Annotated in this window: 20 protein-coding genes; 2 read left to right on the forward strand and 18 right to left on the reverse strand. The window is 67.9% G+C overall.

Annotation, left to right across the window (positions count from 1 at the left end; all coding sequences use genetic code 11):
* Nucleotides 1-41 precede the first annotated feature (41 nt).
* The 5 genes from NBG84_RS29600 to NBG84_RS29620 form a co-directional block, all read right to left on the reverse strand.
* Entirely contained in the window at nucleotides 42-1628 is a 1587-nt protein-coding gene (locus tag NBG84_RS29600; protein ID WP_250922716.1) for a Na+/H+ antiporter, read from the reverse strand.
* A gap of 469 nt (nucleotides 1629-2097) precedes the next feature.
* A complete protein-coding gene (locus tag NBG84_RS29605; protein WP_250922717.1) occupies nucleotides 2098-2571 on the reverse strand; it encodes a GNAT family N-acetyltransferase in 474 nt (157 codons plus the stop codon).
* The gene (locus tag NBG84_RS29610) at nucleotides 2568-3509 is read right to left on the reverse strand and encodes an RluA family pseudouridine synthase (RefSeq protein WP_250922718.1); all 942 of its coding nucleotides are present in this window, start codon (nucleotides 3507-3509) and stop codon (nucleotides 2568-2570) included. The genes NBG84_RS29605 and NBG84_RS29610 overlap by 4 nt, the downstream gene beginning before the upstream one ends.
* A gap of 83 nt (nucleotides 3510-3592) precedes the next feature.
* Nucleotides 3593-4153 carry a signal peptidase II gene (lspA, locus tag NBG84_RS29615; protein WP_250922719.1) on the reverse strand — a complete coding sequence of 187 codons (561 nt, stop codon included), beginning with the start codon at nucleotides 4151-4153 and terminating at the stop codon, nucleotides 3593-3595.
* A 59-nt stretch (nucleotides 4154-4212) separates the two neighbouring features.
* Nucleotides 4213-5181, reverse strand: coding sequence for a TraR/DksA family transcriptional regulator (locus NBG84_RS29620; RefSeq protein WP_250922720.1), 969 nt, complete (start codon nucleotides 5179-5181; stop codon nucleotides 4213-4215).
* 544 nt (nucleotides 5182-5725) lie between these two features.
* Here NBG84_RS29620 and ileS point away from each other — a divergent pair.
* Nucleotides 5726-8863 carry an isoleucine--tRNA ligase gene (gene ileS / locus NBG84_RS29625; protein WP_250922721.1) on the forward strand — a complete coding sequence of 1046 codons (3138 nt, stop codon included), beginning with the start codon at nucleotides 5726-5728 and terminating at the stop codon, nucleotides 8861-8863.
* Between the two features lie 235 nt (nucleotides 8864-9098).
* The gene (locus NBG84_RS29630) at nucleotides 9099-9260 is read left to right on the forward strand and encodes a hypothetical protein (RefSeq protein ID WP_250922722.1); all 162 of its coding nucleotides are present in this window, start codon (nucleotides 9099-9101) and stop codon (nucleotides 9258-9260) included.
* 160 nt (nucleotides 9261-9420) lie between these two features.
* Here NBG84_RS29630 and NBG84_RS29635 read toward each other — a convergent pair whose 3' ends face one another.
* The 13 genes from NBG84_RS29635 to NBG84_RS29695 all read right to left on the reverse strand — a co-directional run bounded on the left by NBG84_RS29635 (nucleotide 9421) and on the right by NBG84_RS29695 (nucleotide 24412).
* Nucleotides 9421-10704, reverse strand: a complete 1284-nt coding sequence (locus NBG84_RS29635) for a DivIVA domain-containing protein (RefSeq protein WP_250922723.1) — start codon at nucleotides 10702-10704, stop codon at nucleotides 9421-9423.
* Nucleotides 10705-10767: 63 nt separating this feature from the next.
* Nucleotides 10768-11058, reverse strand: coding sequence for a YggT family protein (locus tag NBG84_RS29640; protein ID WP_250922724.1), 291 nt, complete (start codon nucleotides 11056-11058; stop codon nucleotides 10768-10770).
* Between the two features lie 71 nt (nucleotides 11059-11129).
* Entirely contained in the window at nucleotides 11130-11747 is a 618-nt protein-coding gene (locus tag NBG84_RS29645) for a cell division protein SepF (RefSeq protein ID WP_250922725.1), read from the reverse strand.
* A gap of 141 nt (nucleotides 11748-11888) precedes the next feature.
* The gene (locus NBG84_RS29650; RefSeq protein WP_250922726.1) at nucleotides 11889-12608 is read right to left on the reverse strand and encodes a YggS family pyridoxal phosphate-dependent enzyme; all 720 of its coding nucleotides are present in this window, start codon (nucleotides 12606-12608) and stop codon (nucleotides 11889-11891) included.
* The gene (pgeF, locus tag NBG84_RS29655) at nucleotides 12605-13384 is read right to left on the reverse strand and encodes a peptidoglycan editing factor PgeF (protein ID WP_250922727.1); all 780 of its coding nucleotides are present in this window, start codon (nucleotides 13382-13384) and stop codon (nucleotides 12605-12607) included. Before pgeF ends, NBG84_RS29650 begins: the two co-directional genes overlap by 4 nt.
* Nucleotides 13381-14595 carry a cell division protein FtsZ gene (gene ftsZ / locus NBG84_RS29660; RefSeq protein ID WP_250922728.1) on the reverse strand — a complete coding sequence of 405 codons (1215 nt, stop codon included), beginning with the start codon at nucleotides 14593-14595 and terminating at the stop codon, nucleotides 13381-13383. The genes pgeF and ftsZ overlap by 4 nt, the downstream gene beginning before the upstream one ends.
* A 275-nt stretch (nucleotides 14596-14870) precedes the next feature.
* Entirely contained in the window at nucleotides 14871-15686 is an 816-nt protein-coding gene (locus NBG84_RS29665; protein ID WP_250922729.1) for a cell division protein FtsQ/DivIB, read from the reverse strand.
* Nucleotides 15687-15738: 52 nt separating this feature from the next.
* Nucleotides 15739-16833: an undecaprenyldiphospho-muramoylpentapeptide beta-N-acetylglucosaminyltransferase gene (murG, locus tag NBG84_RS29670; RefSeq protein WP_250922730.1), complete on the reverse strand. Its 1095-nt coding sequence runs from the start codon at nucleotides 16831-16833 to the stop codon at nucleotides 15739-15741.
* 6 nt (nucleotides 16834-16839) lie between these two features.
* The gene (gene ftsW / locus NBG84_RS29675) at nucleotides 16840-18174 is read right to left on the reverse strand and encodes a putative lipid II flippase FtsW (protein WP_250922820.1); all 1335 of its coding nucleotides are present in this window, start codon (nucleotides 18172-18174) and stop codon (nucleotides 16840-16842) included.
* Between the two features lie 431 nt (nucleotides 18175-18605).
* Nucleotides 18606-20099 carry a UDP-N-acetylmuramoyl-L-alanine--D-glutamate ligase gene (murD, locus tag NBG84_RS29680; RefSeq protein WP_250922731.1) on the reverse strand — a complete coding sequence of 498 codons (1494 nt, stop codon included), beginning with the start codon at nucleotides 20097-20099 and terminating at the stop codon, nucleotides 18606-18608.
* Nucleotides 20096-21166: a phospho-N-acetylmuramoyl-pentapeptide-transferase gene (mraY, locus tag NBG84_RS29685; RefSeq protein WP_250922732.1), complete on the reverse strand. Its 1071-nt coding sequence runs from the start codon at nucleotides 21164-21166 to the stop codon at nucleotides 20096-20098. The genes murD and mraY overlap by 4 nt, the downstream gene beginning before the upstream one ends.
* Nucleotides 21163-22602 (reverse strand): UDP-N-acetylmuramoyl-tripeptide--D-alanyl-D-alanine ligase, encoded by a 1440-nt coding sequence (locus NBG84_RS29690; RefSeq protein ID WP_250922733.1) that lies wholly within the window; start codon nucleotides 22600-22602, stop codon nucleotides 21163-21165. Before NBG84_RS29690 ends, mraY begins: the two co-directional genes overlap by 4 nt.
* 4 nt (nucleotides 22603-22606) lie before the next feature.
* Nucleotides 22607-24412 carry a UDP-N-acetylmuramoyl-L-alanyl-D-glutamate--2,6-diaminopimelate ligase gene (locus NBG84_RS29695; protein ID WP_250922734.1) on the reverse strand — a complete coding sequence of 602 codons (1806 nt, stop codon included), beginning with the start codon at nucleotides 24410-24412 and terminating at the stop codon, nucleotides 22607-22609.
* Nucleotides 24413-24423: the final 11 nt, after the last annotated feature.

Consider the following 24423-nt stretch of genomic DNA (forward strand, 5'->3'; position numbering starts at 1 on the left):
GAGCCGTCCGCACCGCGCTGGGACCAGCGTGGGCCGGGCGGTTATCGCAGGCTGCGTACATCGAGTTGTCTCAGTACCCGGTCGACCACCTCCGGGTTGGCGCCCGGCTCACTGCGCGCGGAGAGAACCTCATGGCGGGCCGCTGACATCATCTCCCGCTGAATGCGGCGTATCGTCCGGACGCGTTCGGTCCGTTTGGTGTACCACTCCCTCCGGTCCTCGTCGATGATGTCGGGGCTGATCCTCGCCCCCACCTCGTACGCGCCCCGCAGCAGCCGCTCACTGACCTCTTCCGGGAGCTCTTCGACCGCTTCGATCTCCTTGAGCCGCTGCCGGGCCGCTTTCGCCGCTCGGATCGCCAGGCTGTGTTCCAGGTCCCGCTCGGCATCCGCGTCGACCCGGACCCCGAGTCGGCGGACGAGCCACGGGAGAGTGAGCCCTTGGAGCACCAAGGTGGAGAGGATCACCACAAAGGCGATGAAGATGATCTCGTCCCGGCCGGGGAAGCCGGCTCCGCTGTCCGTGGTCAGCGGAATGGCCAGTGCCAGCGCGACCGAGGCCACCCCGCGCATACCCGACCACCACATGATGATGGTCTCCCGCCAACTGACGGGGATCTCCTCGTTGTAGTCGCGTCGGTTGTGCAGCTTCTTGGCCAACGCGGTGGCGGGCAGCAGCCACAGCAGTCGTACGCCGACCACGACCCCGGTGATGACCGCGCCCCAGCCCAGCAGTTCGGGCACCCGGCCGTCCTCCGTACCGAAGACCGTGTGGAGTTCGAGCCCGATGAGCCCGAAGGCGACACCGGTGACCAGGGTGTCGATGATCTGCCAGAAGGTGTTCCCGGCGAGGCGGCCCATCACATCGTCCGCGTCCGTGGCGTGTTCGGCCAGATAGAGCGCCGTGGTCAGAACGGCCAGGACCCCGGAGCCGTGCAACTCCTCGGCCAGTACGTACGCAACGAACGGCACCATCAACGAGAGCCCGATCTGGAGCGTGGCGTCGCCGAGGAGGTCCATCAGCTTGTTGGACACCCAGCCCAGCGCGAAGCCCACGACAACGGCGACGACGCCGGACAGGACGAGTTGTCCGGCGGCCGCCGGCCAGGAGAACGTTCCGCTGACCACCGCCGCGATGGCGACATGGTAGAGAACGATGGCCGTGACATCGTTGAAGAGGCCCTCTCCCTCCAGAATGGAGACGAGCCGACGGGGCAGCCCGAGTCGGCCGGCGACCGCGGTAGCGGCGACGGGGTCCGGTGGGGCGACGAGCGCGCCAAGGGCGACCGCCGCCGCGATGGGCAGCCCGGGGACGATGGCATGGGCGACCGCCGCGACCGCCGCGGTGGTGACGAAGACCAGGGCCACGGCAAGTAGCAGAATGGGTCGGACGTTGGCCGCGAACTGACGCCATGAGGTGCGCTGGACCGCCGCGTACAGCAGTGGCGGAAGGATGAGCGGAAGGATGAACTCAGGCGAGATCTCCACCATGGGTGCGAACGGGAGGAAAGCGACACCCGCCCCGGCGAGGGTCATCAACACCGGCGGGGGTAGATCAAACCGCTCCCCGAGCGGGACGGTCACCACGGCTCCGAGCAGCAGAGCTAGCAGTAGCGCCACCTGATCCACGGCGTGCCCTCCGGGAGAGACCTCAACGATCGGGGCCTCAGCCTGCCACGCAGGATGGGCGATTTGCCCAAATGAAGCAAGAGCGCCGCTCGGCAAAACCGCCCAGGTCAAACCGTCACACCAGGGTCGGCCATGGCTGCTGGGGGCGTCGGGAAGCTACGGCACGGTGGGGCCAACGGTACGGAAGACGTTGGGGAGGCGTCCCGCTCCGGGTGCTCAGGGCTGCTGAGGAGCTCGGGGGCGCGAAGGGCGACTCAAAGGCTCGGGCCTCAGGGCCTCAGGGCCTCAGGGCAGCCTTCAGCCAGAAGAGACGCCCCGACACTCACCGCCGACCGGTGCGCCCTGGCCGGTGGCGCGTCTCGGTAGGGCCACGATCAGGGCCTTCGACCCGGTGGGCACGGGCGGCCCCGAGCCCATCCGGTATCCAGGCCCTTGCTCGGCGAGGGCCGCGCAGAACCGCACCAGCAGGCTAGAGCTCCCGCCGCATGGAGCGATGGCCGATCCCGGCTTCCATCATCTCCTCGCCGTACGCCACATAGCCGAGCCGCTCATAGAACCCCAGGGCATGGGTCTGCGCATGGAGATCCACCGCCGTCAGCCCGCGCTCACGGGCCGCGTCCTCGATGGCGCGGACCAGTGCCACACCCGCTCCCAGCCCCCGAGCCGCCTTGAGCACGGCGAGTCTGCCAAGGGAGCCAAGCGCGAGATCACCACCGGTCCGCTCGCCCGCTGCCGGTCCGTACAGCAAACGGGCCGTGCCCAAGGCGGTCCCCCGCGCATCGACCGCCACGACATGGACCGTGTCGGCGTCGGGTTCGTCGAAGCGGTCGTACTCAATCTCGGCGGGCACCCGCTGCTCGACCACGAAGACCTCTTGGCGTACCCCGAAGCACGCTTCCCGGTCCGAGGGGTCCTTGGCCACTCGCACCCGGATCGTCGTCATGCGCTCTCGGCTGCGATCTTGTCGAGTGCCTGCCGCAGATCGTCCGGATAGGTGCTCTCGAACTCCACCCACTGACCGTCCGAAGGATGCTCGAAGCCCAGCCGCACCGCGTGGAGCCACTGTCGGGTCAGACCCAGCCGCTTGGCGATCGTGGGGTCCGCGCCGTAGGTCAGATCGCCCACACAAGGATGCCGATGAGCGGCCATATGCACCCGGATCTGGTGGGTGCGCCCGGTCTCCAGCTTGATGTCGAGCAGCGAGGCCGCGCGGAAGGCCTCCATCAGGTCGTAGTGCGTCACCGACGGCTTGCCGTCAGCGGTCACGGCCCACTTGTAGTCATGGTGGGGATGGCGTCCGATGGGAGCGTCGATCGTCCCGCTCATCGGGTCCGGATGCCCCTGCACCAGCGCGTGATAGCGCTTGTCGACCGTACGCTCTCGGAACTGCTGCTTGAGCAGGGTGTACGCGCGCTCCGACTTGGCGACCACCATCAGCCCCGAGGTGCCGACGTCGAGCCGGTGGACGATGCCCTGGCGCTCGGCGGCGCCGGACGTCGAGATGCGATACCCCGCCGCGGCGAGACCACCGATCACGGTGGTGCCCGTCCAGCCCGGGCTGGGGTGTGCGGCCACCCCCACCGGCTTCATGATCACCACGATGTCGTCATCGTCATGGATGATCTCCATGCCTTCGACGGGCTCGGCGACCAGTTGGACCGGCGCGGGAGCCTGCGGCATCTCGACCTCGAGCCAAGCGCCGCCATGGACTCGTTCGGACTTTCCTACGACGGAGCCGTCGACCAGCACTTTCCCCGCGGCGGCCAGCTCGGCCGCCTTGGTACGGGAGAACCCGAAAATCCGGGAGATGACGGCGTCAACGCGCTCGCCTTCGAGGCCATCGGGAACGGGCAGGGTGCGGATCTCGGGAAGCGTACTCACCCGTCGAGTATGCCTTGTCCGCCACCATGTCCCGCGGTCGGAGCCGATCCCTGTGGATAACCCGCCACCGCCGACCCGGGCGATCAGTCCTTGTGGACGGTCCCGTCGGGGTCCAATCCGCGGAAGGAGAGGATGACGATCAGGATGCCGCCGCAGACGATCGCGGAGTCGGCCAGATTGAAGACGGCGAAGTGCTTGGGCGCGATGAAGTCCACCACCGCCCCCTCGAACACGCCGGGTGCCCGGAAGATGCGGTCGGTGAGATTGCCGAGCGCCCCACCCAGCAGCAGCCCCAGGGCAATGGCCCACGGCAGGCTGTAGAGCTTGCGCGCCAGCCTGGCGATCACCACGATCACGGCCGCCGCGATGACGGTGAAGATCACGGTGAAGGCCTCGCCGATACCGAAGGCCGCACCCGCGTTCCGCACCGCCTCGAACCTCAGCCAGTCGCCGATGACCTCGATGGGTTCGTGGTGCTCCAACCTCGCCACCACGAGCATCTTGGTGGCCAGATCGAGGGCATAAGCCACGAGCGCCACCGCGAAGAGCACGGCAATGCGCCGCCTGCCCTTCGGCTGCTCAGCCGAGGCCGCAGCCTCGTCATCAACATCCGGCGTACCGATGGTCCGCTCCGCCTCTGCCACGTGAGTCCCTCAACCTAGGTGCCTGACTGACCACGAGGGTACGTTACGGACGTGCGGTTCTAGCCCCTGCGCTCCTGCTTCTGCTTGCACTCCACACACAGCGTGGCGCGGGGGAATGCCTGCATACGGGCCTTGCCGATGGGTTTCCCGCAGTTCTCGCAGACGCCGTAGGTGCCGGCTTCAAGCCGCAGCAGTGCGCGCTCGGTCTGCTCCAGCATCTCGCGCGCGCTGGCCGCCAACGAGAGCTCGTGCTCCCTGGTGATGTTCTTCGACCCGGTGTCGGCGTCATCGTCCCCGGCGCCGCCCCCGGAGTCCCGCATCAGACCCATCAGCGCGGCCTCGGACGTGGCCAGCTGGGCATTGAGCCTGGTCACCTCGCCCTCCAGCTCGGTGCGGGCCTCGTCGACCTCCTGCGGGGTCCATGGGTCCTCTCCCGGCCGTACCGGCAGCTCATCCGAGGCTGTGGCGGCTGATGCGCGGGCCGTGGGCACCGCTGTCGGCCCGTCGCCCGCAGCCACGGTCTTCTTTGATCCCACCGTCCTGGCTCCTGTCTGCTGCGCGGCCTCAGCCGCATCCTCGGCCGCTGGCGCGGCCTCTTTCGCGGCCCTCTTGGCCGCGGTCTTCCGTGCGGACGCCCGTTTCCCGATCCGATCGGGCGCTTTCCCTGCCACGTGCTTCTCAGCCGCCGCCTTCTTGGCCGCGGTCTTCTCAGCCGCGGTCTTCTTGGCCGCGGTCTTCTTGGCCGCGGTCTTCTTGGCCGCCGCTTTCTTCGCTGCGGTCTTCTTCGCTGCGGTCTTCCTTTCGCCGCCCTCCTTCGCCGCGGCCTCCCCCGTCTCCGCCTTCTGCCCAGTGCCTCGCTCGCCCGCCCCCGCGGCCTTCTTCACCGGGGTCGACCCATGGGTTGGTGCCGTGGCCTTCTTCGCTGCGGCGCGCTCCTTGCCGTCCCGGTCCTCCGCGTCCCCCACCGCCGCAGCGGCGGTGGATTCCACGGACGCCGATTTCTCCTCGGCAGTCTTCTTCGCCACCATGACCGCGGCCCCTTCACATATCGTGATCTTGCACACGAATCGTGCTGGGACGATAAATCGAACGCAGCCTGGCCGCAAACGGGGCACACCACCCATTCCGCTCGCACCCGCCTTGGTGAAACAAGCCTCCATCCGTTGTGCCCAGCTCCCAGCCCCATGAATCAGCCCTCCCCGCACCCCGGGCCCTCCCGCATATGTCTGGCCATTCGGGTCATGGCACCCCTCGTTCGCCGTCCGCGGTAGAACCCGGTCGGTGAACGCCCATCGAGGCCCTTACACTGGGCGCAGCGAAAGGCTTGGATGGGGACGAGTAGCGTCGCAAGCAGCCATGAGCGACCCGGGGACGGTGTGAGCCCGGGAGCGAGCGCGATGTGAAGCATCACCCCGGAGCCGCCGGAAGAAAGCCATGAGGCGACTAGACCCGGCCGCGCGACCCCAATGAGGGGGCGGTGCGCAATGCGCCGCCAAGGAGGGTGGTACCGCGGGAGCCGCTGGCTCTCGTCCCTCCGACGGAAGAGAAACTGTCCGCCGGAGGAGTTCGTCGATGACACCCCCGCAGTACCGCCAGGTGCCCGCCCAGGTCGACCTGCCCGCGCTGGAGCACTCCGTGCTCGACTTCTGGCGCGACAACAAGGTCTTCGCCAAGAGCCTCGCCCAGTCCGAGGGCCGCCCCGAGTGGGTGTTCTACGAGGGCCCGCCGACCGCCAATGGAATGCCCGGTGCCCATCACATCGAGGCCCGTGTGTTCAAGGACGTCTTCCCGCGCTTCCGTACGATGCGGGGCTATCACGTGGCCCGCAAGGCCGGCTGGGACTGTCATGGGCTGCCGGTCGAGCTCGCCGTCGAGAAGGAACTCGGATTCGCCGGTAAGAAGGACATCGAGGCGTACGGCATCGCGGAGTTCAATGCCAAGTGCCGCGAGTCGGTCTCCCGCCACACGGACGCGTTCGCCGAACTGACGGCCCGCATGGGCTACTGGGTCGACCTGGACGACGCCTACTGGACCATGAAGCCCGAGTACATCGACTCGGTCTGGTGGTCGCTGAAGGAGATCTTCAACAAGGGGCTGCTGGTCCAGGACCATCGGGTCGCGCCCTGGTGTCCGCGCTGCGGCACGGGTCTGTCCGACCATGAGCTGGCGCAGGGGTACGAGACGGTCGTTGACCCCTCTGTCTTCGTCCGCTTCCCCCTGACCTCGGGTCCCCTCGCGGGCGAAGCCTCACTCCTGGTGTGGACCACGACCCCCTGGACCCTGGTGTCCAACACGGCCGTCGCCGCGCACCCCGACGTCACCTATGTGGTGGCGACGGACGGCGAGGAGAAGTTCGTCGTCGCCGAGCCGCTGGTGGCGAAGGCGCTCGGCGAAGGCTGGGAGGCCACCGGGCAGTCCTTCACCGGCGCGCAGATGGAACGCTGGACGTATGAGCGCCCCTTCGAGCTGGTGGAGTTCCCGGCTCCGGCGCACTACGTCGTGAACGCCGAGTACGTCACCACCGAGGACGGCACCGGTCTGGTCCACCAGTCCCCCGCCTTCGGTGAGGACGACCTCAAGGTCTGCCGCGCCTACGGCCTCCCGGTGGTGAACCCGGTCCGCCCGGACGGCACCTTCGAGGAGGACATCCCACTGGTCGGCGGGGTGTTCTTCAAGAAGGCGGACGAACAGCTCACCGCGGACCTCCAGGCGCGCGGCAAGCTCTTCAAGCACATCCCGTACGAGCACAGCTATCCGCACTGCTGGCGCTGTCACACCGCGCTGCTCTACTACGCGCAGCCCTCCTGGTACATCCGCACCACCGCGGTCAAGGACCGGCTGATCGCGGAGAACGAGGAGACGAACTGGTTCCCCGACTCGGTCAAGCACGGCCGCTACGGCGACTGGTTGAACAACAACATCGACTGGGCGCTGTCCCGCAATCGTTTCTGGGGCACTCCCCTGCCCATCTGGCGGTGCGAGGAGGACCACCTCACCTGTGTCGGCTCCCGAACCGAGCTGACCGAACTGACCGGCGCGGACCAGTCGTCGCTCGACCCGCACCGCCCGTTCATCGACGAGGTGACCTTCGACTGCCCCCAGTGCTCGGGTACGGCCACCCGCGTTCCCGAGGTCATCGACGCCTGGTACGACTCGGGGTCGATGCCCTTCGCCCAGTGGGGATACCCCTACCAGAACAAGGACATCTTCGAGAAGCGCTACCCGGCGCAGTTCATCTCGGAGGCGATCGACCAGACGCGCGGCTGGTTCTACACCTTGATGGCGGTCGGCACGCTGGTCTTCGATAAATCCTCGTATGAGAACGTAGTCTGTCTCGGCCATATCCTCGCCGAAGATGGCCGGAAGATGTCCAAGCATCTGGGCAATACCCTTGAGCCCATCGCGCTGATGGACCAGCACGGCGCCGATGCGGTCCGCTGGTTCATGGCGGCCGGCGGTTCTCCGTGGTCCGCGCGCCGGGTGGGGCACACGGCCATTCAGGAGGTCGTGCGCAAGACCCTGCTGACGTACTGGAACACCGTCGCCTTCCAGGCACTGTACGCACGCACCTCCTCGTGGACTCCGTCCGCCGCCGATCCGGCGCCGGCTGACCGCACGGTTTTGGACCGCTGGCTGCTGAGTGAGCTGAACGCCCTGGTCGACCAGGTCACACAGGCCATGGAGAGCTACAACACCCAGCGCGCGGGCAAGTTGCTGTCGGCGTTCGTCGATGACCTCTCGAACTGGTACGTACGCCGCTCCCGCCGCCGCTTCTGGCAAGGCGACCCCGCGGCGCTCAGGACACTGCACGATGTGATCGAGACGGTCACCCGGCTGATGGCCCCGCTGACCCCCTTCATCACCGAGCGGGTGTGGCAGGACCTGGTGGTCTCGGTGGCTCCGGAGGCCCCGGAGTCAGTCCACCTCAGCTCCTGGCCGGAGGCGGATCTCCTCGCCATCGACCCCGAACTCTCCCAGCAGATGGTGCTGGTGCGTCGGCTGGTGGATTTGGGGCGGGCCACCCGAGCCGAGTCCGGCGTCAAGACCCGCCAGCCGCTGTCGCGCGCGCTCGTCGGCGCCAGTGGTTTTGACACTCTCTCCCCAGAACTCCAGGCGCAGATCACCGAGGAGTTGAACGTCTCGTCCCTGGCCTCGCTCTCCGAGGTCGGCGGCTCCCTGGTCGACACCACGGCGAAGGCCAACTTCCGCGCGCTGGGCAAGCGATTCGGCAAGGGAGTTCAAGCGGTGGCGAAGGCGGTCGCGGAGGCGGACGCGGCCGCGCTCTCCCTCGCGCTGCGCCAGGGAACGGCCACCCTGGAGGTCGAAGGCGAGACCATCACCCTCGCCCCCGACGAGGTCATCATCACGGAGACCCCCAGGGAGGGCTGGTCGGTTGCCTCCGACGCGGGTGCCACGGTGGCACTCGATCTGGAGATCACCCCGGAGCTCAAGCTGGCGGGGTTGGCTCGGGACGCCATCCGACTGATCCAGGAGGCCCGTAAGAACAGCGGGCTGGATGTTGCCGACCGGATCTCGGTGGTGTGGAGTTCACCCGCGGCATCGACGACGGAGGCACTCACGACCCATGCTTCCCTGATCGCGGACGAGGTCCTGGCGACCGATTTCACCACGTCCGACCCGGATGACTCCTTCGGTCCCGCATTCGCGGATGAGTCGCTTTCGCTGACCTTCCATCTGCGCAAGCAGTAACGCTCCACCCCAGGCCGGGGCGGGTCCGCTTTCAGGACCCCGCCCCGGCTCAGTCATATCCGCGGACGAGCGGAAGAGCAGCGCAATGACATAAGACGACCGGCTTGTTGGAAATGGTCCAGGAATCGAATTCCCACCCGGCCCCTTCGGGCCCGCCAGCAGACTCTCGGTTAAAGCAGTGGGGCGACTCTCCAGGAACGCGCACCGGGAATCAGGGACCCGACGGCCTCGGCCGATGAGTCCGACCGCGCGCCTTCTCGACCTACGCGGCCCGTTCGGCATACCCGACCTGCCCAACGTACGCGGCCTACTCGGCGTTCCGGCCGACTGGCACGGCTGGTCGACCCGCGCCCTGGTGTCCGACCACCCTGCCGAGCGCATCCATCCGCCCCGCTAGGCGCTCTGCCCACTCAGTGACCTGCGGCGACCACCCAACCTGGTGAAGTGCCTCCCCCTAGGACTCGGCCCGCACGGAAAAGAGCAGTGCCCGGGACTGATGTCCCGGGCACTGCTCCTCGACTGCCGAGGGTTTTACGCGCGCAGCGCGTCGGCGCCTGTCAGTTGTCGTCCTCGTCGATCAGGAACCCACGCATCGGCGCGGGCGCCTGCTGCATCGGCTGCGGTGCCTGCGGCCGAACCGGTGCCATCGGCTGAGTCATCGCCGGGGACATCTGCTGCTGGCCACCGTAGGAAGGGGCTCCACCCATCGAGGGTCCACCACCCATGGACTGACCCATCGACGGGCCGCCTGCCATGGAGTGCCCCATGGAACTGGCACCCGCGGAGGCCATGGACGGTGACGGCGGCAGCGAAGCAGCCGCCGGCGTGCGCGGCGGAGCCAGCGAGTCATCCGCTTGGGTCTCCAGCTGACGCAGCTGGCTCTCCAGGTAGGACTTCAGACGGGTGCGGTACTCGCGCTCAAAGCCGCGCAGGTCCTCGACCTTGCGCTCCAGCGTGGCGCGAGCGGACTCCAGGGAGCCCATCGCGACGCGGTGCTTCTCCTGCGCGTCCCGCTCCAGCGCGTCCGCCTTGGCGCGGGCGTCCCGCTCCAGGCCCTCGGCGCGTGAACGGGCCTCGCCCACGATCTTGTTGGCCTCGGAACGGGCCTCCGCGATCGCCTGGTCGGCGGTCTGCTGCGCCAACGAGAGAACTCGGGCCGCGCTGTCGCCACCGGGGCTCTGAACGGGCTGCTGCATCTGCTGCGGGTGACCGCCCATGGGATTGCCCTGCATGGGGTTGCCCTGCATCTGCCCGGGTCCGCCCATCGGGCCACCCTGCATCTGACCGGGTCCACCCATCGGACCACCCTGCATGGGGTTGCCCTGCATCTGCCCGGGTCCACCCATCGGGCCACCCTGCATCTGACCGGGTCCACCCATCGGACCACCCTGCATGGGGTTGCCCTGCATCTGCCCGGGTCCACCCATCGGGCCACCCTGCATCTGTCCAGGTCCACCCATCGGACCACCGTGGTTCTGACCACCGTGGCTCGGACCGGCCGGCAGCTGCGGAGCGCCGACCGGCAGTTGGGGGGGACCCATCTGCGGGGGCTGCTGCTGCTGGACCGGAGGTCCGGATATGGCGGCGGGCACGGGGGCCCCGGGTCCACCGCGGCCATCCTGCGGCTCGGGGGGTTTACGCATGCCCTGCTGCTGGTTCTGCGCCGCCGCACGGGTCGCTGCCGCCAACTTGGCGCGCAGGTCCTCGTTCTCGCGGAGCAAGCGGGTCAGCTCGGACTCGACCTCGTCGAGGAAGGCATCGACCTCGTCCTCGTCATAGCCTTCTCGGAGGCGGACGGTCGTGAACTGCTTGTTCCGCACGTCCTCGGGGGTCAGCGGCATCTCTTCTTCACCTCTACGTAGTCGTCGGCAGTCGGCAAGACCGTATCGTCCACAGTTACTTGATCACCTCGCGAAGCCACTCACGATGGAGATCAAGATGTAAACGATGATCATCAGAACGAAGAAGGACAGGTCGAGTGCCACGCCCCCGAGACGCAACGGCGGGATAAACCGCCGAAGAAGCTTGAGCGGTGGATCGGTGACAGTGTAGGTGGCCTCAAGGACCACCACCATCACCTTGCCGGGTTGCCATGAACGGGCGAACTGAAAGACATAGTCCATGACAAGCCGGAAGATCAGCACGATGAGGAAGCACATCAGCGCGATGTAGACCACCTGTAGTGCGACGCCCATCCCGCGCTTCCCTCTCCCCTGTGCTCTAGCTCCGGCCACTTCGCGGCCGGGTCGTCTCGGTGTTGCGCTTCTCAGCTCTGGTTGAAGAATCCGCCCTCTGCGATACGGGCCTTGTCCTCCGCCGTGACATCGACGTTAGCAGGCGACAACAGGAACACCTTCTGTGTCACCCGCTCAATGCTGCCATGCAAACCGAAGACAAGTCCCGCGGCAAAGTCGACAAGTCGCTTTGCATCGGTGTCGTCCATCTCGGTGAGATTCATGATCACCGGAGTGCCCTCGCGGAAGTGTTCCCCGATGGTACGGGCCTCGTTGTAGGTCCGCGGGTGCAACGTGGTGATGCGGTAGGGCTCCCTCTCGGACACAACCTTGGGCATGATCACCGGCGCGTTCTTCTCCAGGCTCGGACGTTCAGGTGTGATAGACGCCACGGGGGCAATTCGCGCTGGACGTCCGCTTTCTGCGGATAGCGCAGCGGGTCGAGACAGCGGCTCGCGGGGTGCCGGAGGCTGCATCGCTCGGACCGGTTCGTCGCGTTCGACCGGGTGCGCGGGCTGATGCCGCCGGTGCTCCCGCTCGGGCTCCGGCTCGGGTTCGAAGTCGTCGTCGGGATCAAAACCCCTGCCGTCATACCCATCGTCCTCCACGAGGCCGAGGTAGACCGCCATCTTGCGCATCGCGCCGGCCATGCTCTGAGTCCTCCGCTCTGTGGTGGATCGCCCTAGTCACGAATGTCTCAGTGTCACCAAGTGCCCGCGATCCACTGGGCCTGCCCGCCTTACTGCGGGAATGACCATATTGTCTGCTGTGGTCCGACTTGCTTGGCGACGTTACCCGAGCCGAGGACGGACTCCGAGTACCGAGGTGCCGACGCGTACATGTGTCGCTCCGGCCGCCACGGCGTCTTCGAGGTCCGCACTCATCCCTGCTGACACCATGTTCGCAGCCGGATGCCCGACGCGCATGCTGGATGCGAATTCCATCAGCCTCTCGAACGCCGCCCGTTGCCGTCCCGCGTAGGGCCCAGCGAGTGGCGCGACGGTCATCAGGCCATCGAGCCTCAGCCCTGGCGCACCGTCAACCGCGCTCGCCAATTGTTCGATTCCGTCGGCGGCGATACCCCCTCGGTCGCCCCGCGCACCTTCCTCGGCGTCCAGCGCGATCTGAATCAGACAGCCGATCTCCCGACCGTCGCGGACCGCCGCGGCCGAGAGGGAGGTGACCAATTTGACCCGGTCCACCGATTGCACCACATCGGCATAACTCACAACGGAACGGACCTTATTGGTCTGCAATTGTCCGACAAAGTGCCATGTGAGGTTCAGATCGGCGCAGGCCGCCGCCTTAGGCGCGGCTTCCTGATCGCGATTCTCGGCCACATGACGCACACCCAGCTCATGAAGGAGTCGTACATCACTGGCGGGATAGGTCTTGGTGACGACGATCAGCGTCACCTCTTCCCGCTTTCGCCCCGCGGCGGCGCAGGCAGAGGCGATACGTTCCTCCACCATGTTCAGATTGCCGGCGAGTTCGATTCGACGATCCGTCATGCTGCGGTCTCTCCTGCGGGGGAGCCGGAATCCGTCCCCACGGAGAGCGGTGCCAGCCAGATGTATCCGGCCAGCCGTCCGGTGGTGCGGTCACGGCGATATGAGTAGTGGTCTGGCGATTCCCGTGTGCAGACCCCGGATGCCTGGAGGTCCCGCACACCGAGCGCCTGGAGCTGGGCGTGGACCGCGGCCGTGACATCGACGGCCGGGGTGCCCCAACTGGTCTGTGCCCAAGCGGCGGGTTCGACCGCCGCCACATCGGCCCGCATCTCTTCCGGGACCTCGTAGCAGTGCCCGCAGACCGCGGGTCCGGTGCGGGCGACGATCCGCTCGGGCTCCGCACCCAGCGCCATCATCGACTTGACCGTCTGGGGCACGATGCCGGCGACCATTCCCGGTCGTCCGGCGTGCGCGGCGGCCACCACCCCGGCGACCGGATCGGCCAGCAGTACGGGGGTGCAGTCGGCGGTGAGCACGGCGAGGGCGAGTCCACGGCGGTTGGTGACCAGCGCGTCGACCTCGGGCACCCGCCCCTCGCCCCACGGCTGGTCGACCTGGGCGACTTCCTTGCCGTGCACCTGGTTCATCCAGACGACCCGGTCCGGGTCAAGGCCCAGATTCCCGGCCGCGATGGCCCGGTTGGCCCGTACGGCGGCGGGGTCGTCACCGACCGCGCCGCCGAGATTGAGCTGTTCGTACGGAACGGCGCTCACCCCGCCCCACTTGTCAGTGAAGGCGAAGTGCGCGCCGCTCGCGTCTATTGCGTCGTACTTCACGGCCCCTTCAAAAAGTCGGGGACGTCCAGCTCCTCAACGGCGGGAGCGTCCCCGTAGGAGCGGGCCGAACTCGTCGGCGTGAGCCAGGTCGAGTCGTCCTCGGGGACCGCGACGGGCTCAGGCGCGGGCTTGGGGTGGACCTTGCCCAGGCCGGACGGCGGACGAACCTCTTCCCGAGGCGCGTTGGATGTGCGGCTGTCGGGAATCGTGGAGCCAGTCGTACCGCCGCCGACGACCTTGACCCGGTCTCGGGGACTCGGCGGCTGGCCTCCGTCAAAACCCGCTGCGATCACCGTGACCCGGACTTCATCGCCCAGTGCGTCATCGATGACCGCACCGAAGATGATGTTGGCCTCGGGGTGCGCGGCCTCGCTCACCAGCTGCGCGGCCTCGTTGATCTCGAAGAGACCGAGGTCCGAGCCACCGGAGATGGAGAGCAGGACACCGCGGGCACCGTCGATGGACGCTTCGAGGAGCGGCGACGAGATCGCCATCTCCGCCGCGGCCACCGCGCGGTCGTCGCCACGGGCCGATCCGATGCCCATGAGGGCAGATCCGGCCTCGGACATCACGGACTTGACGTCGGCGAAGTCGAGGTTGATCAGACCGGGAGTGGTGATCAGGTCGGTGATGCCCTGAACGCCGGAGAGCAGTACCTGGTCCGCGGACTTGAATGCGTCCAGAACGCTCACCTGGCGGTCCGAGATGGACAGCAGCCGGTCGTTCGGGATGACGATGAGGGTGTCGACCTCTTCGCGGAGCTCGGCGATGCCGTCCTCCGCCTGGTTGGCCCTGCGCCGGCCCTCAAAGGTGAAGGGTCGGGTGACCACACCGATGGTGAGGGCTCCCAGGGAGCGGGCGATGTTGGCCACGACGGGTGCGCCGCCGGTGCCGGTGCCGCCGCCTTCACCCGCGGTGACGAAGACCATGTCGGCCCCCTTGAGGACCTCCTCGATCTCCTCACGGTGGTCCTCTGCCGCCTTACGACCGACCGCCGGGTTGGCGCCGGCGCCGAGGCCCCGGGTGAGTTCGCGACCGACGTCAAGCTTGACGTCGGCGTCGCTCATCAACAGCGCCTGCGCGTCAGTGTTGATGGCGATGAACTCGACGCCCTTGAGACCGACCTCGATCATTCGGTTGATGGCATTGACACCACCGCCGCCGACACCGATGACCTTGATGACTGCGAGGTAGTTCTGCGGTGCTGCCACGTCGAAGGCCTCTCGCCTCGATTACGTGTCGCCACCGCGCGGTTCACGCGCTGCGACGACGGATGCCGAAGGGACGGTCCGAAACGCCGACCCAAACCCTAACGTTGAAGTTTAGGGTTACCAGTGTGACTGTTCGTTGGACTCTTCCGAACAGGACACTAAGTCGACAAGCGGCGCACGTTCAATGAACACGCCGAACCTCCCGTTTTTCTTTTCACCCTATGTGATCAGCCGTCGCGGTGACCAGCCAGGGTGCTCAGGAGCTCATTTGTGCGTCAACTCCCTGATGAAGCGGGCGCAATGGGAGAGCTCACATCGAATCGCCGCGCCTTGGGAGCGGCTTTCAACAGCGCTGCGAGGGCGCGGGCTTTCGCCTCACCCTCCTCCGGACTCCCCCAGACCACAACCCGACCGTCACCCAACTCAAGAGACATGTCGTCATATGAACGGACAACAACACTACGAGTGTTCTGTGCGACTTTCTCAGGGAGTTGACCGGTGAGGAGCACCGCCTCGGCAATCAGCCGGTCGGTGGGGAACCTCCGCAGACTGGGCGCTTGCTCGGTCGACAGTTTGAGGAGTGGAACAGCCTTGGGAGCCTTGTCCACGGTCGCGAACCGTACACCCCCGGCGTCCACTTCAACGAACTGTTCCCCCTTGGGAAGCAGCAGGACAGGTTTGCGCTCAGTGACTGCAAGGGTAATCCCGTGCGGCCAGGACCGAGACACTTCTACCGAATCGATCCGGGGAATCCGCTCCCGCAGCCGGGCCTCAATACTGTCCGTATCGAGGGAAATCAGCGGCGCCCCCATCGGAACCGCAGCGGCTCGGACGACCTGTTCCGTCGTGAGCACTCGGGTGCCAGTGGCCTGAACTCGTTCCACGCGCAGCCAGTCCGAGCCATACAGCAGCCAGATTCCGCCGGCGACCAGGGCGAGGGCCGCCAGTGCGAGCAACAGGACCCGGGGTGTCAGCAGCCGGCGAAGCCGGGTGGCACGGGAGTCGGGACCGTCCGGGGACGGGCCGGACGGCCGCTGCGATGACTGCGATGGATCGCGCGCACCGCGTTCGGCGGTGGTGGGTCCGGCCACGCTCCCGGTCTCCTTCCGACTGGGGGCCCGGGTGCTCCCCGGGCCGCGCGGTTTACGCCTGCCGACGTGCCGCGATCGCCTCGTACACCATGCCGACGAGTAGCTCGTCAGCGTCCCTGCGACCGAATTCAGCGGCTGCACGGGACATCTCGTACAGCCGGTGCGGATCGGCCAGTACCGGAAGGACGTTGCCCTGAACCCATTGGGGGGTCAGTTCCGCGTCGTCGACGAGCATCCCGCCGCCCGCCTTCACCAGCGGCTGGGCGTTGAGCCGCTGTTCTCCGTTGCCGATGGGCAGCGGGACATAGGCGGCCGGGAGCCCGACAGCGGAGAGTTCGGCGACGGTCATCGCGCCCGCGCGGCAGAGCATCATGTCGGCCGCGGCGTACGCGAGATCCATCCGGTCCACATACGGTACCGGGATGTAGGGCGGCATTCCGGGCATGTTGTCCACATGTGGGAGTTCATTCTTCGGACCGACCGCATGGAGGATCTGGATTCCGGAGCGTTGAAGCACCGGAGCCACCTGCTGGATGACCTCATTGAGCCGGCGCGCGCCCTGGGAGCCGCCGGAGACCAGCAGCGTGGGCAGATTGGGATCGAGTCCAAAGGCCTCGCGCGCCTCGGGACGGACCCGGGCACGATCGAGCGTGGCGATGGAGTAGCGCAGCGGGATCCCGATGTAGCGGGCGTTGCGCAGCTTGCTGTCGGGGGTGGCGACGGCCACCCCGGCGGCGTAGCGCGAGCCGATCTTATTGGCCAGTCCGGGGCGGGCGTTGGCCTCGTGGACGACGATCGGCACCCCGCGGCGCTTGGCCGCGAGATAGCCGGGCAGCGCCACATATCCACCGAAACCGACCACGCAGTCAGCCTTGGTGCGCTCCAGGATCTGCTCGGCCGCCTTGATGGTGCCGCGCAGCCGACCGGGCACTGTGATCAGTTCCGGGGTGGGCTTGCGAGGGAGGGGTACGGCGGGGATGAGCGCCAGCTCGTACCCGCGCTCGGGAACGAGTCTGGTTTCCAGTCCGCGCTCGGTACCGAGGGCCGTGATCCCCACGGATGGGTCCTGCCTGCGCAGGGCATCCGCGAGGGCGAGCGCGGGCTCGATGTGGCCGGCGGTTCCGCCACCGGCGAGTACGACATGCACCGAAATTCACCGCTCTCCGGACGGACGCTTCTTGACGCGCCGTCTCATCGTCTTCCATCTCACCCCTGGCCTCCGCACGGCCAGGGCTGCTTTCGCGGCCGGGTCCTCCCGCGCAAACGCAATCAGCAGCCCGATAGCGAACATGGACGGCAGCAGGGCTGACCCTCCGTAGGAGAACAGCGGTAGGGGGACTCCGGCAATCGGTAGCAGCCCGAGCACCGCACCGATGTTGACCATGGCTTGCGCCATGATCCAGGTGGTCACACCTCCCGCCGCGTACCTCACGAAGGGGTCCTCCGTGCGTCCGGCCACGCGGATACCCGCATAGCCTAGAGCCGCGAAGAGGGCGAGCACCGACAGCGTCCCCGCCAGGCCCAACTCCTCTCCCGTGATCGCGAAGATGAAGTCTGTGTGGGCTTCTGGGAGTTGCCCCCATTTTTCCATACCCGCGCCCAGGCCCGAACCGAACCATCCACCGGAGGCGAGGGCGTAGATTCCGTGGACGGCCTGCCAGCACTCGCCGGCGGGGCCGAGATCGTTGGCGCCGATGCACTCCAGGCGTGCCATGCGGTTCTTGCTCGTCTTGATAAACATGAAACCGACGAAAGCGGCGATACCGAGGACACCGGCGAAGAGCCGGGTGGGCGCGCCGGCGAGCCAGAGCAGGCCGAAGAGGATGGCGGTGAGGATGATGGAGGTACCCATGTCGCCGCCGAGCATGATCAGGCCGAGCAGCATGAAGGCGACCGGGACGAGCGGGACCAGCATGTGCTTCCACTGGTTGAGAAGCCGCTTGTCCTGCTTGCGGGCGAGCAGGTCGGCGCCCCACAGAATGAGGGCGAGCTTGCCGAACTCACTGGGCTGGAGCTGGAAGGGGCCGCCGATGGAGAGCCAGTTCTGGTTGCCCTTGACGGACTGCCCTATCCCCGGGATCTGTACCAGGACCATCAGGAAGACCGCGCCCACCAGGAGCGGATAGGCGAGCGCACGGTGCAGGCGTGAGGGCATCCGGGAGGCGAACAGCAGCAGTCCGGTGCCGATGGCCGCGGCGAGGAACTGCTTGCGGAAGAAGTAGGACGCCGGCAGGTCGTATGTCAGCGCCGTGATCATCGAGGCGGAGAAGACCATCACCAGACCGAGCACCGTGATCAGCAGGCTGCTGCCGAGGATCACGTAGTACGCGGTGAGGGGCCGGTCCCAGGCTCTGCGGACGCGCTCGTAGAGTCGGCGCGCGCCGCTGCCGCGGGGCGGTCGAGGGGCGCTGGGTTGGCGGGTGCGGCTCCGCGCGGCGGGTCCGCGGCTGCTGGCGGTCCCACTGCGCAGTGCCAGACCGGGAATCATCCCCGCGCCGCGGTCCTGGGCGATACCGGCGATGGCGGGCGAAGGCACCAGCGCACCGGCAGCCGCACACAGCCCGTCGCCGAGTGCGTGGGCGCGCTCACGAAGGCTCCGGGCCAGGGCGGCGAGCCCCGGGGTACTGGTGAGTGACGGGGAACCTGTTCCAGCCACCTGTGGCGGCGCGACCGGACCGTTGGTGAGTCCGGAGGGAACAGGGTCGGCCGTGCTGGCCGTGCCGTGCGCGGAGGCCGTCTCGTCACCGACCGTGTCGGGTCGCTCGGCCGCCCGTGCGGATGCCCACCGACCGCTGTGCGCGGTGGCGGGCTCGATGTCATCAGCCGGCATGGACGCTGTCCCCTCCAGTCGTGCCCGGCGCGCCGCCGGATACCGAAGCCTCCCCCGGTATCCGCGGTGCGGCATCGAGGTCGGGCCGGTCAGGCGCGCTCTGCGGCAAGGGCACGAACGGCGTCCGCGAACGCCTCACCGCGCTTGTTGTAGTTGACGAACATGTCCATGGACGCGCAGGCCGGGGCCAGGAGAACGGTGTCCCCTGGCCTGGCCAGGCGCGCTGCTTCCTGGACCGCCGCCGACATCGCCCCAGTGTCGGTCCGGTCGAGGTTGACGACCGGGACGTGGGGCGCGTGTCGCACGAGGGCTTCTTGGATCAGCGCGCGGTCCGCGCCCATGAGGACGGCTCCACGCAGTCGCCCGGCGGACTTGGCCACCAGTTCGTCGAAGGTCGCTCCCTTGGCCAGTCCGCCCGCGATCCAGACGATCGGGTCATAGGCGGCCAGTGATGCTTCGGCGGCGTGGGTGTTGGTGGCCTTGGAGTCGTCGATGTAGGCGACTTCCGCCACGTCGGCGACCTTTTCGATGCGATGGGGATCGGGGCGAAACGCCCGCAGTCCGTCGCGTACGGCTGCCGCGGGTACGCCGAAGGCCCTGGCCAGCGCCGCCGCCGCGAGGGCATTGGCGATGTTGTGGGGGGCCGGTGGATCGATATCGGCCACCTCCGCCAGTTCCTGGGCCTGCTTCTGCCGGTTCTCCACAAAGGCGCGGTCGACCAGGATGCCGTCGACGACCCCCAGTTGGGAGGGGCCGGGGGCGCCGAGCGTAAAACTGATCGCCCGGCAGCCCTCCTCCACATCGGCGCCGCGGACGAGGTCCTCGGTGGCCTTGTCCGCCGCGTTGTAGACGCAGGCGACCGTGTTGCCCTCGTAGATACGGCCCTTGTCCTCGGCGTACGCCGCCAGGGAGCCGTGCCAGTCGAGGTGGTCCGGCGCCAGGTTGAGGACCGCGGCGGAGTGGGCGCGTAGCGAGGGCGCCCAGTGCAGTTGGTAGCTGGAGAGTTCCACGGCGAGTACGTCATAGGGCTCTTCGGTGTCTTCGGGACTCCCCAGGACCGCGTCGAGGAGGGAGACACCGATATTGCCGACGGCCGCCGTGCGCAGTCCTGCCGCCTCCAAGATGGCGGCGAGCATCCGTACGGTCGTGGTCTTGCCGTTGGTGCCGGTGACGGCGAGCCAGGGGGCGGCCTTTCGGCCGTTCAGGCCGCGTAGCCGCCAGGCCAGCTCCACATCACCCCAGATGTCCACGCCCGCCTTGGCCGCGGCCAGGAAGAGAGGCTTGTCCGGCTTCCAGCCAGGGGCGGTGACGATGAGCTCGGTGCCCTCGGGCAGGGTCGCGCCATCGCCCAGTCGGACGGTGATTCCGGTGGGCCGTCCAGGGCCGGCCTCCTGGGAGTCGCTCCGCGCCGCGGCCCACTGCTCCAGTTCTGCCGCCTGGGCCCGGGAGCGCTCGTCATCGCCGTCGTTGACGACGGTGACGACGGCGCCGAGACCGTGCAGGACCTTGGCCGCGGGAATGCCGGACACCCCGAGTCCGGCGACGGTGACCCGTCGGCCCTGCCACTGTGCCGCCGTACTCACTTGTCAGCCGCCCAGCCCGCGTAGAAGAGCCCAAGACCCACGATGACGCACATGCCCTGAATGATCCAGAACCGGACCACGACAAGGACCTCGGACCACCCCTTGAGTTCGAAGTGGTGTTGCAGCGGAGCCATTCGGAAGACTCGCTTCCCGGTCATCCGGAAGGAGCCGACCTGGATGACCACGGACATGGTGATCAGGACGAAAAGCCCACCGAGGATGGCCAGCAGCAACTCCGTGCGGGAGCAGATCGCCAGACCTGCGAGCGCACCGCCGAGTGCGAGCGAGCCGGTGTCGCCCATGAAGATCTTCGCGGGTGAGGTGTTCCACCACAGGAAGCCGAAGCAGGCGCCCATGAGGGCCGAGGCGACGACCGCGAGGTCGAGCGGATCGCGCACTTCGAAGCACGCGGCGGGGTTGGTCAGCGATGCGGCGTTGGCACAGGACTCCTGGAACTGCCAGAGGCCGATGAACGTATAAGCGCCGAAGACCATCACGGATGCGCCGGTGGCCAGACCGTCCAGGCCGTCCGTCAGATTCACGCCGTTGGACATCGCGAGAATCATGAACAGCGCCCAGATCACGAACAGCACGGGGCCGATCGACCAGCCGAAGTCATTGATGAACGACAACTTGGTGGAAGCCGGGGTCAGATCGCGCTTGTCCGCGAACTGGAGCGAGAGCAGCGCGAACGCGATACCGACGATCAGCTGACCGGCCATCTTCGCCTTGGCCCGCAGCCCCAGCGAACGCTGCTTGACGATCTTGATGTAGTCGTCGAGGAAACCGACCACGCCCATACCGGCCATCAGGAAGAGGACCAGGATGCCGGAGAACGTCGGCCGCTCCCCGGTGATGACCTTGGCGAGCGCATAGGCGATCAGCGTCGCCAGGATGAAGGAGATGCCGCCCATGGTGGGCGTGCCCTTCTTGCTGCCGTGGCTGCGCGGACCGTCATCCCTGATGAACTGCCCGTAGCCCTTGCGGGCCAGGAGCTTGATCAGCAGCGGTGTGCCGATGAGAGTCAGGAAGAGCCCGATGGCCCCCGCGAAGAGGATCTGCCTCATCGACCGGCACCCTGCCCATCCGAGGAAACTGCCACGCTGTCGAGCAATGCCTGGGCCACCTGCTCAAGACCGACCGATCTGGAAGCCTTCACCAGCACGACGTCTCCCGGGCGCAACTCACTGCGCAACAGGTCGATCGCCGCCTGCGCGTCGGACACGTGCACCGACTCCTCACCCCACGAACCCTCGTTATATGCGCCCAGTTGCAGCCAGGACGCTTCCCTGCCCCCGACCGCGACGAGCTTGCTGACGTTGAGTCGGACGGCGAGCCGTCCAACCGCGTCGTGCTCGGCGAGCGCTTCGTCACCGAGCTCGGCCATCAGGCCGAGCACCGCCCACGTCCTTCCCCCCCGGGCCTGAGCGCCTGCGCCCATGGCGGCAAGCGCGCGCAGCGCCGCCCTCATGGATTCGGGGTTCGCGTTGTAGGCGTCGTTGACGATCGTCACGCCGTCCGAACGCTCGGTGACCTCCATGCGCCAGCGGGAGAGGGTGCCGGCCTGCGAGAGCGCGAGGGCGATCTCATCGGCGGACAGGCCCAGCTCATGGGCGACGGCGGCGGCAGCGAGCGCGTTCGACACGTGGTGCTCACCGTACAGCCGCATGGTCACATCGCTGCACCCGGTGGGGGTGTGAAGCGTGAACGCGGGCTGCCCTTGGGGGGTGAGCCGGACATTCTCGGCACGCACGTCGGCTGTCTGCGACTCGCCGAAGAAGAGCACTCGCGCCGTGGTGCGGGTCGCCATGGCGCGTACGAGGGGGTCGTCGGCGTTGAGGACGGCGACGCCGCCATCGGCGGCGGAGGGCAGCGCCTCGACGATCTCCCCCTTGGCCTGGGCGATCTGTTCCCGGCCGCCGAACTCCCCGATGTGGGCGGTGCCGACGTTCAGTACGAGGGAGATCCGCGGGGGCACCAGGCTGGTGAGATAGCGGATGTCCCCGACGTAGCGGGCGCCCATTTCCAGGACGAGATGCTCGGTGGTCTCATCGGCGCGCAGAGCGGTCAGCGGCAGGCCGATCTCGTTGTTGAGATTGCCCGCCGGGTAGACGGTGGGGCCCTTGCGCTCAAGGAGTTGGGCGATCAGGTCCTTGGTGCTGGTCTTGCCGGCGGAGCCGGTGAGAGCGACGGTGGTGGTGCCGAGGCGGTCGACCACATGGCGGGCGAGCGCGCCGAGGGCCGCGGTGATGTCGTCCACGACGATGGCGGGGACGCCGACGGGCCGGGTGGCCAGGACGGCGACCGCGCCATCGGCGACGGCCTGGGCGGCGAAGTCATGGCCGTCGACACGTTCGCCGGCGAAGGCGGTGAAAAGGGCACCTGGTCGGACCTGGCGGGAGTCCATCACGACCGGGCCGGTGATTCGGAGAGCCGAATCCGGTATGTCGTGGGGCTGCCCGCCGACGATGGCGGCGACGTCGGCGAGGGAGAGGGCGATCACTGGGTCATCCCTGGGCTGTGTGGTGAAGGGTGGCACGGGAGTCGCGGATGGTCTCGCGGAGCACTTGGCGGTCATCGAAGGGGCGCACGACCCCGGCGATGTCCTGGCCCTGCTCATGGCCCTTCCCGGCGATCAGTACGGTGTCGCCGGGCTCGGCACGGGCGACGACCGTGGCGATGGCGGCGGCTCGGTCGGCCTCGATGAGGACGTCACCGCGCTCATGGACGGGGACTTCGGCGGCTCCGGCGAGCATGGCGGCCAAGATCGCGAGAGGGTCCTCCGAGCGGGGGTTGTCGGACGTCAGTACGGTGGTGTCGGCGAGGCGGGCTGCCGCCGCACCCATCGGACCCCGTTTGGTGGTGTCCCGGTCACCGCCGCAGCCGATGGCGATGTGCAGCCTGCCCTTGGTGACCTTGCGCAGGGAGCGCAGTACGGATTCGACGGCGTCGGTCTTGTGGGCGTAGTCGACGACGGCGAGATAGGGCTGGCCCTCGTCGACGCGCTCCAGTCGGCCCGGAACGCCGGGAACCGCGGCGATCCCGTCGGCCGCGATCTGCGGATCGATACCGGCCGCGGCCAGGGTGACGATGGCGGCCAGGGTGTTGGCGACGTTGAACGCGCCGGGCAGCGGTGCCCTGGCTTCTACGCGCCGGCCATCGGGGCCGATGACGGTGAGGGTGGAACCGAACACCCCCAGTTCGATGTTCTCGGCCCGCCAGTCGGCGTCCGGGTGCCCTTCGGTGGAGAAGGTGACGACGGGGACGGTCGCCTGGCCGACCAGCCGGTGGCCGTACTCGTCGTCGAAGTTCACCACGCCGAGTTTGCTTCGGGCGGGGGTGAAGAGCTGTGCCTTGGCTTGGAAGTAGTCCTCCATGCCGGAGTGGAACTCCATGTGCTCGGGGCTGAGGTTGTTGAAGACGGCGACGTCGAAGACACAGCCGTCGACCCGACCGAGTACCAGGGCATGGCTGGAAACCTCCATCGCGACCGCCTCCACACCCCGCTCGCGCATCACGGCGAAGAGGGCCTGCAGATCCGTGGCCTCGGGGGTCGTGCGTTCCGACTTGATGGCCTCGTCGCCGACCCTCATCTCGACCGTGCCGATCAGCCCGGTGGCACGGCCTGCGGCCCGTAGCCCGCCTTCGACGAGATAGGCGGACGTGGTCTTGCCCGAGGTGCCGGTGATGCCGATCTGGAGCAGACCGTCGCCCGGGTGCCCGTAGATCTCCGCGGCGAGGGCGCCCATGCGCCCACGAGGGTCGTCGGTCACCAGGACGGGCAACCCGGTCGCGGCGGCGCGCTCGGCACCCGTTGGATCGGTGAGGATCGCCGCGGCGCCCAGATCGGCCGCCTGGGCGACGAAGTCGGCGCCATGGAGCCGGGCACCGGGAAGTGCCGCGTAGAGGTCACCGGGGCGTACGGCGCGCGAGTCATGGGTGATGCCGGTGACTCTCACCTGGCTGGACCCATCGGGCCCGGTCCCGCAGGGGACGGTGACGCCGCTCTCCTGCGACCCGCTGTTCCCCGGGCCCGCCGGGCCGTCCTGACCGGTGACCGTCTCGGTACCGGCGGCGTCGGCCGGACCGGGGTCCTGCGCCCCCAGCCGGGCTGCCAGCTCCCCGAGCGGGGTCGGGTGGAGCCGGTCCGGACGGGGCGCACCCGGCTGCTTTGCCGAGGCTTCCTGCTGGGCGGTTTGGAACTGATCACGGTGGGGCACGGCGGTGAGCGTACCGGGCTCACCCTGCCGGGGGCTAAATGAGCGCTGCTGCCCGGGGCCGCTGTTCCCGGGATCGGGCTTCGTCGTTGTCACTGGTGGTTCCT

The organism is Streptomyces albipurpureus, from assembly GCF_023701525.1.
GTDB lineage: Bacteria > Actinomycetota > Actinomycetes > Streptomycetales > Streptomycetaceae > Streptomyces > Streptomyces albipurpureus.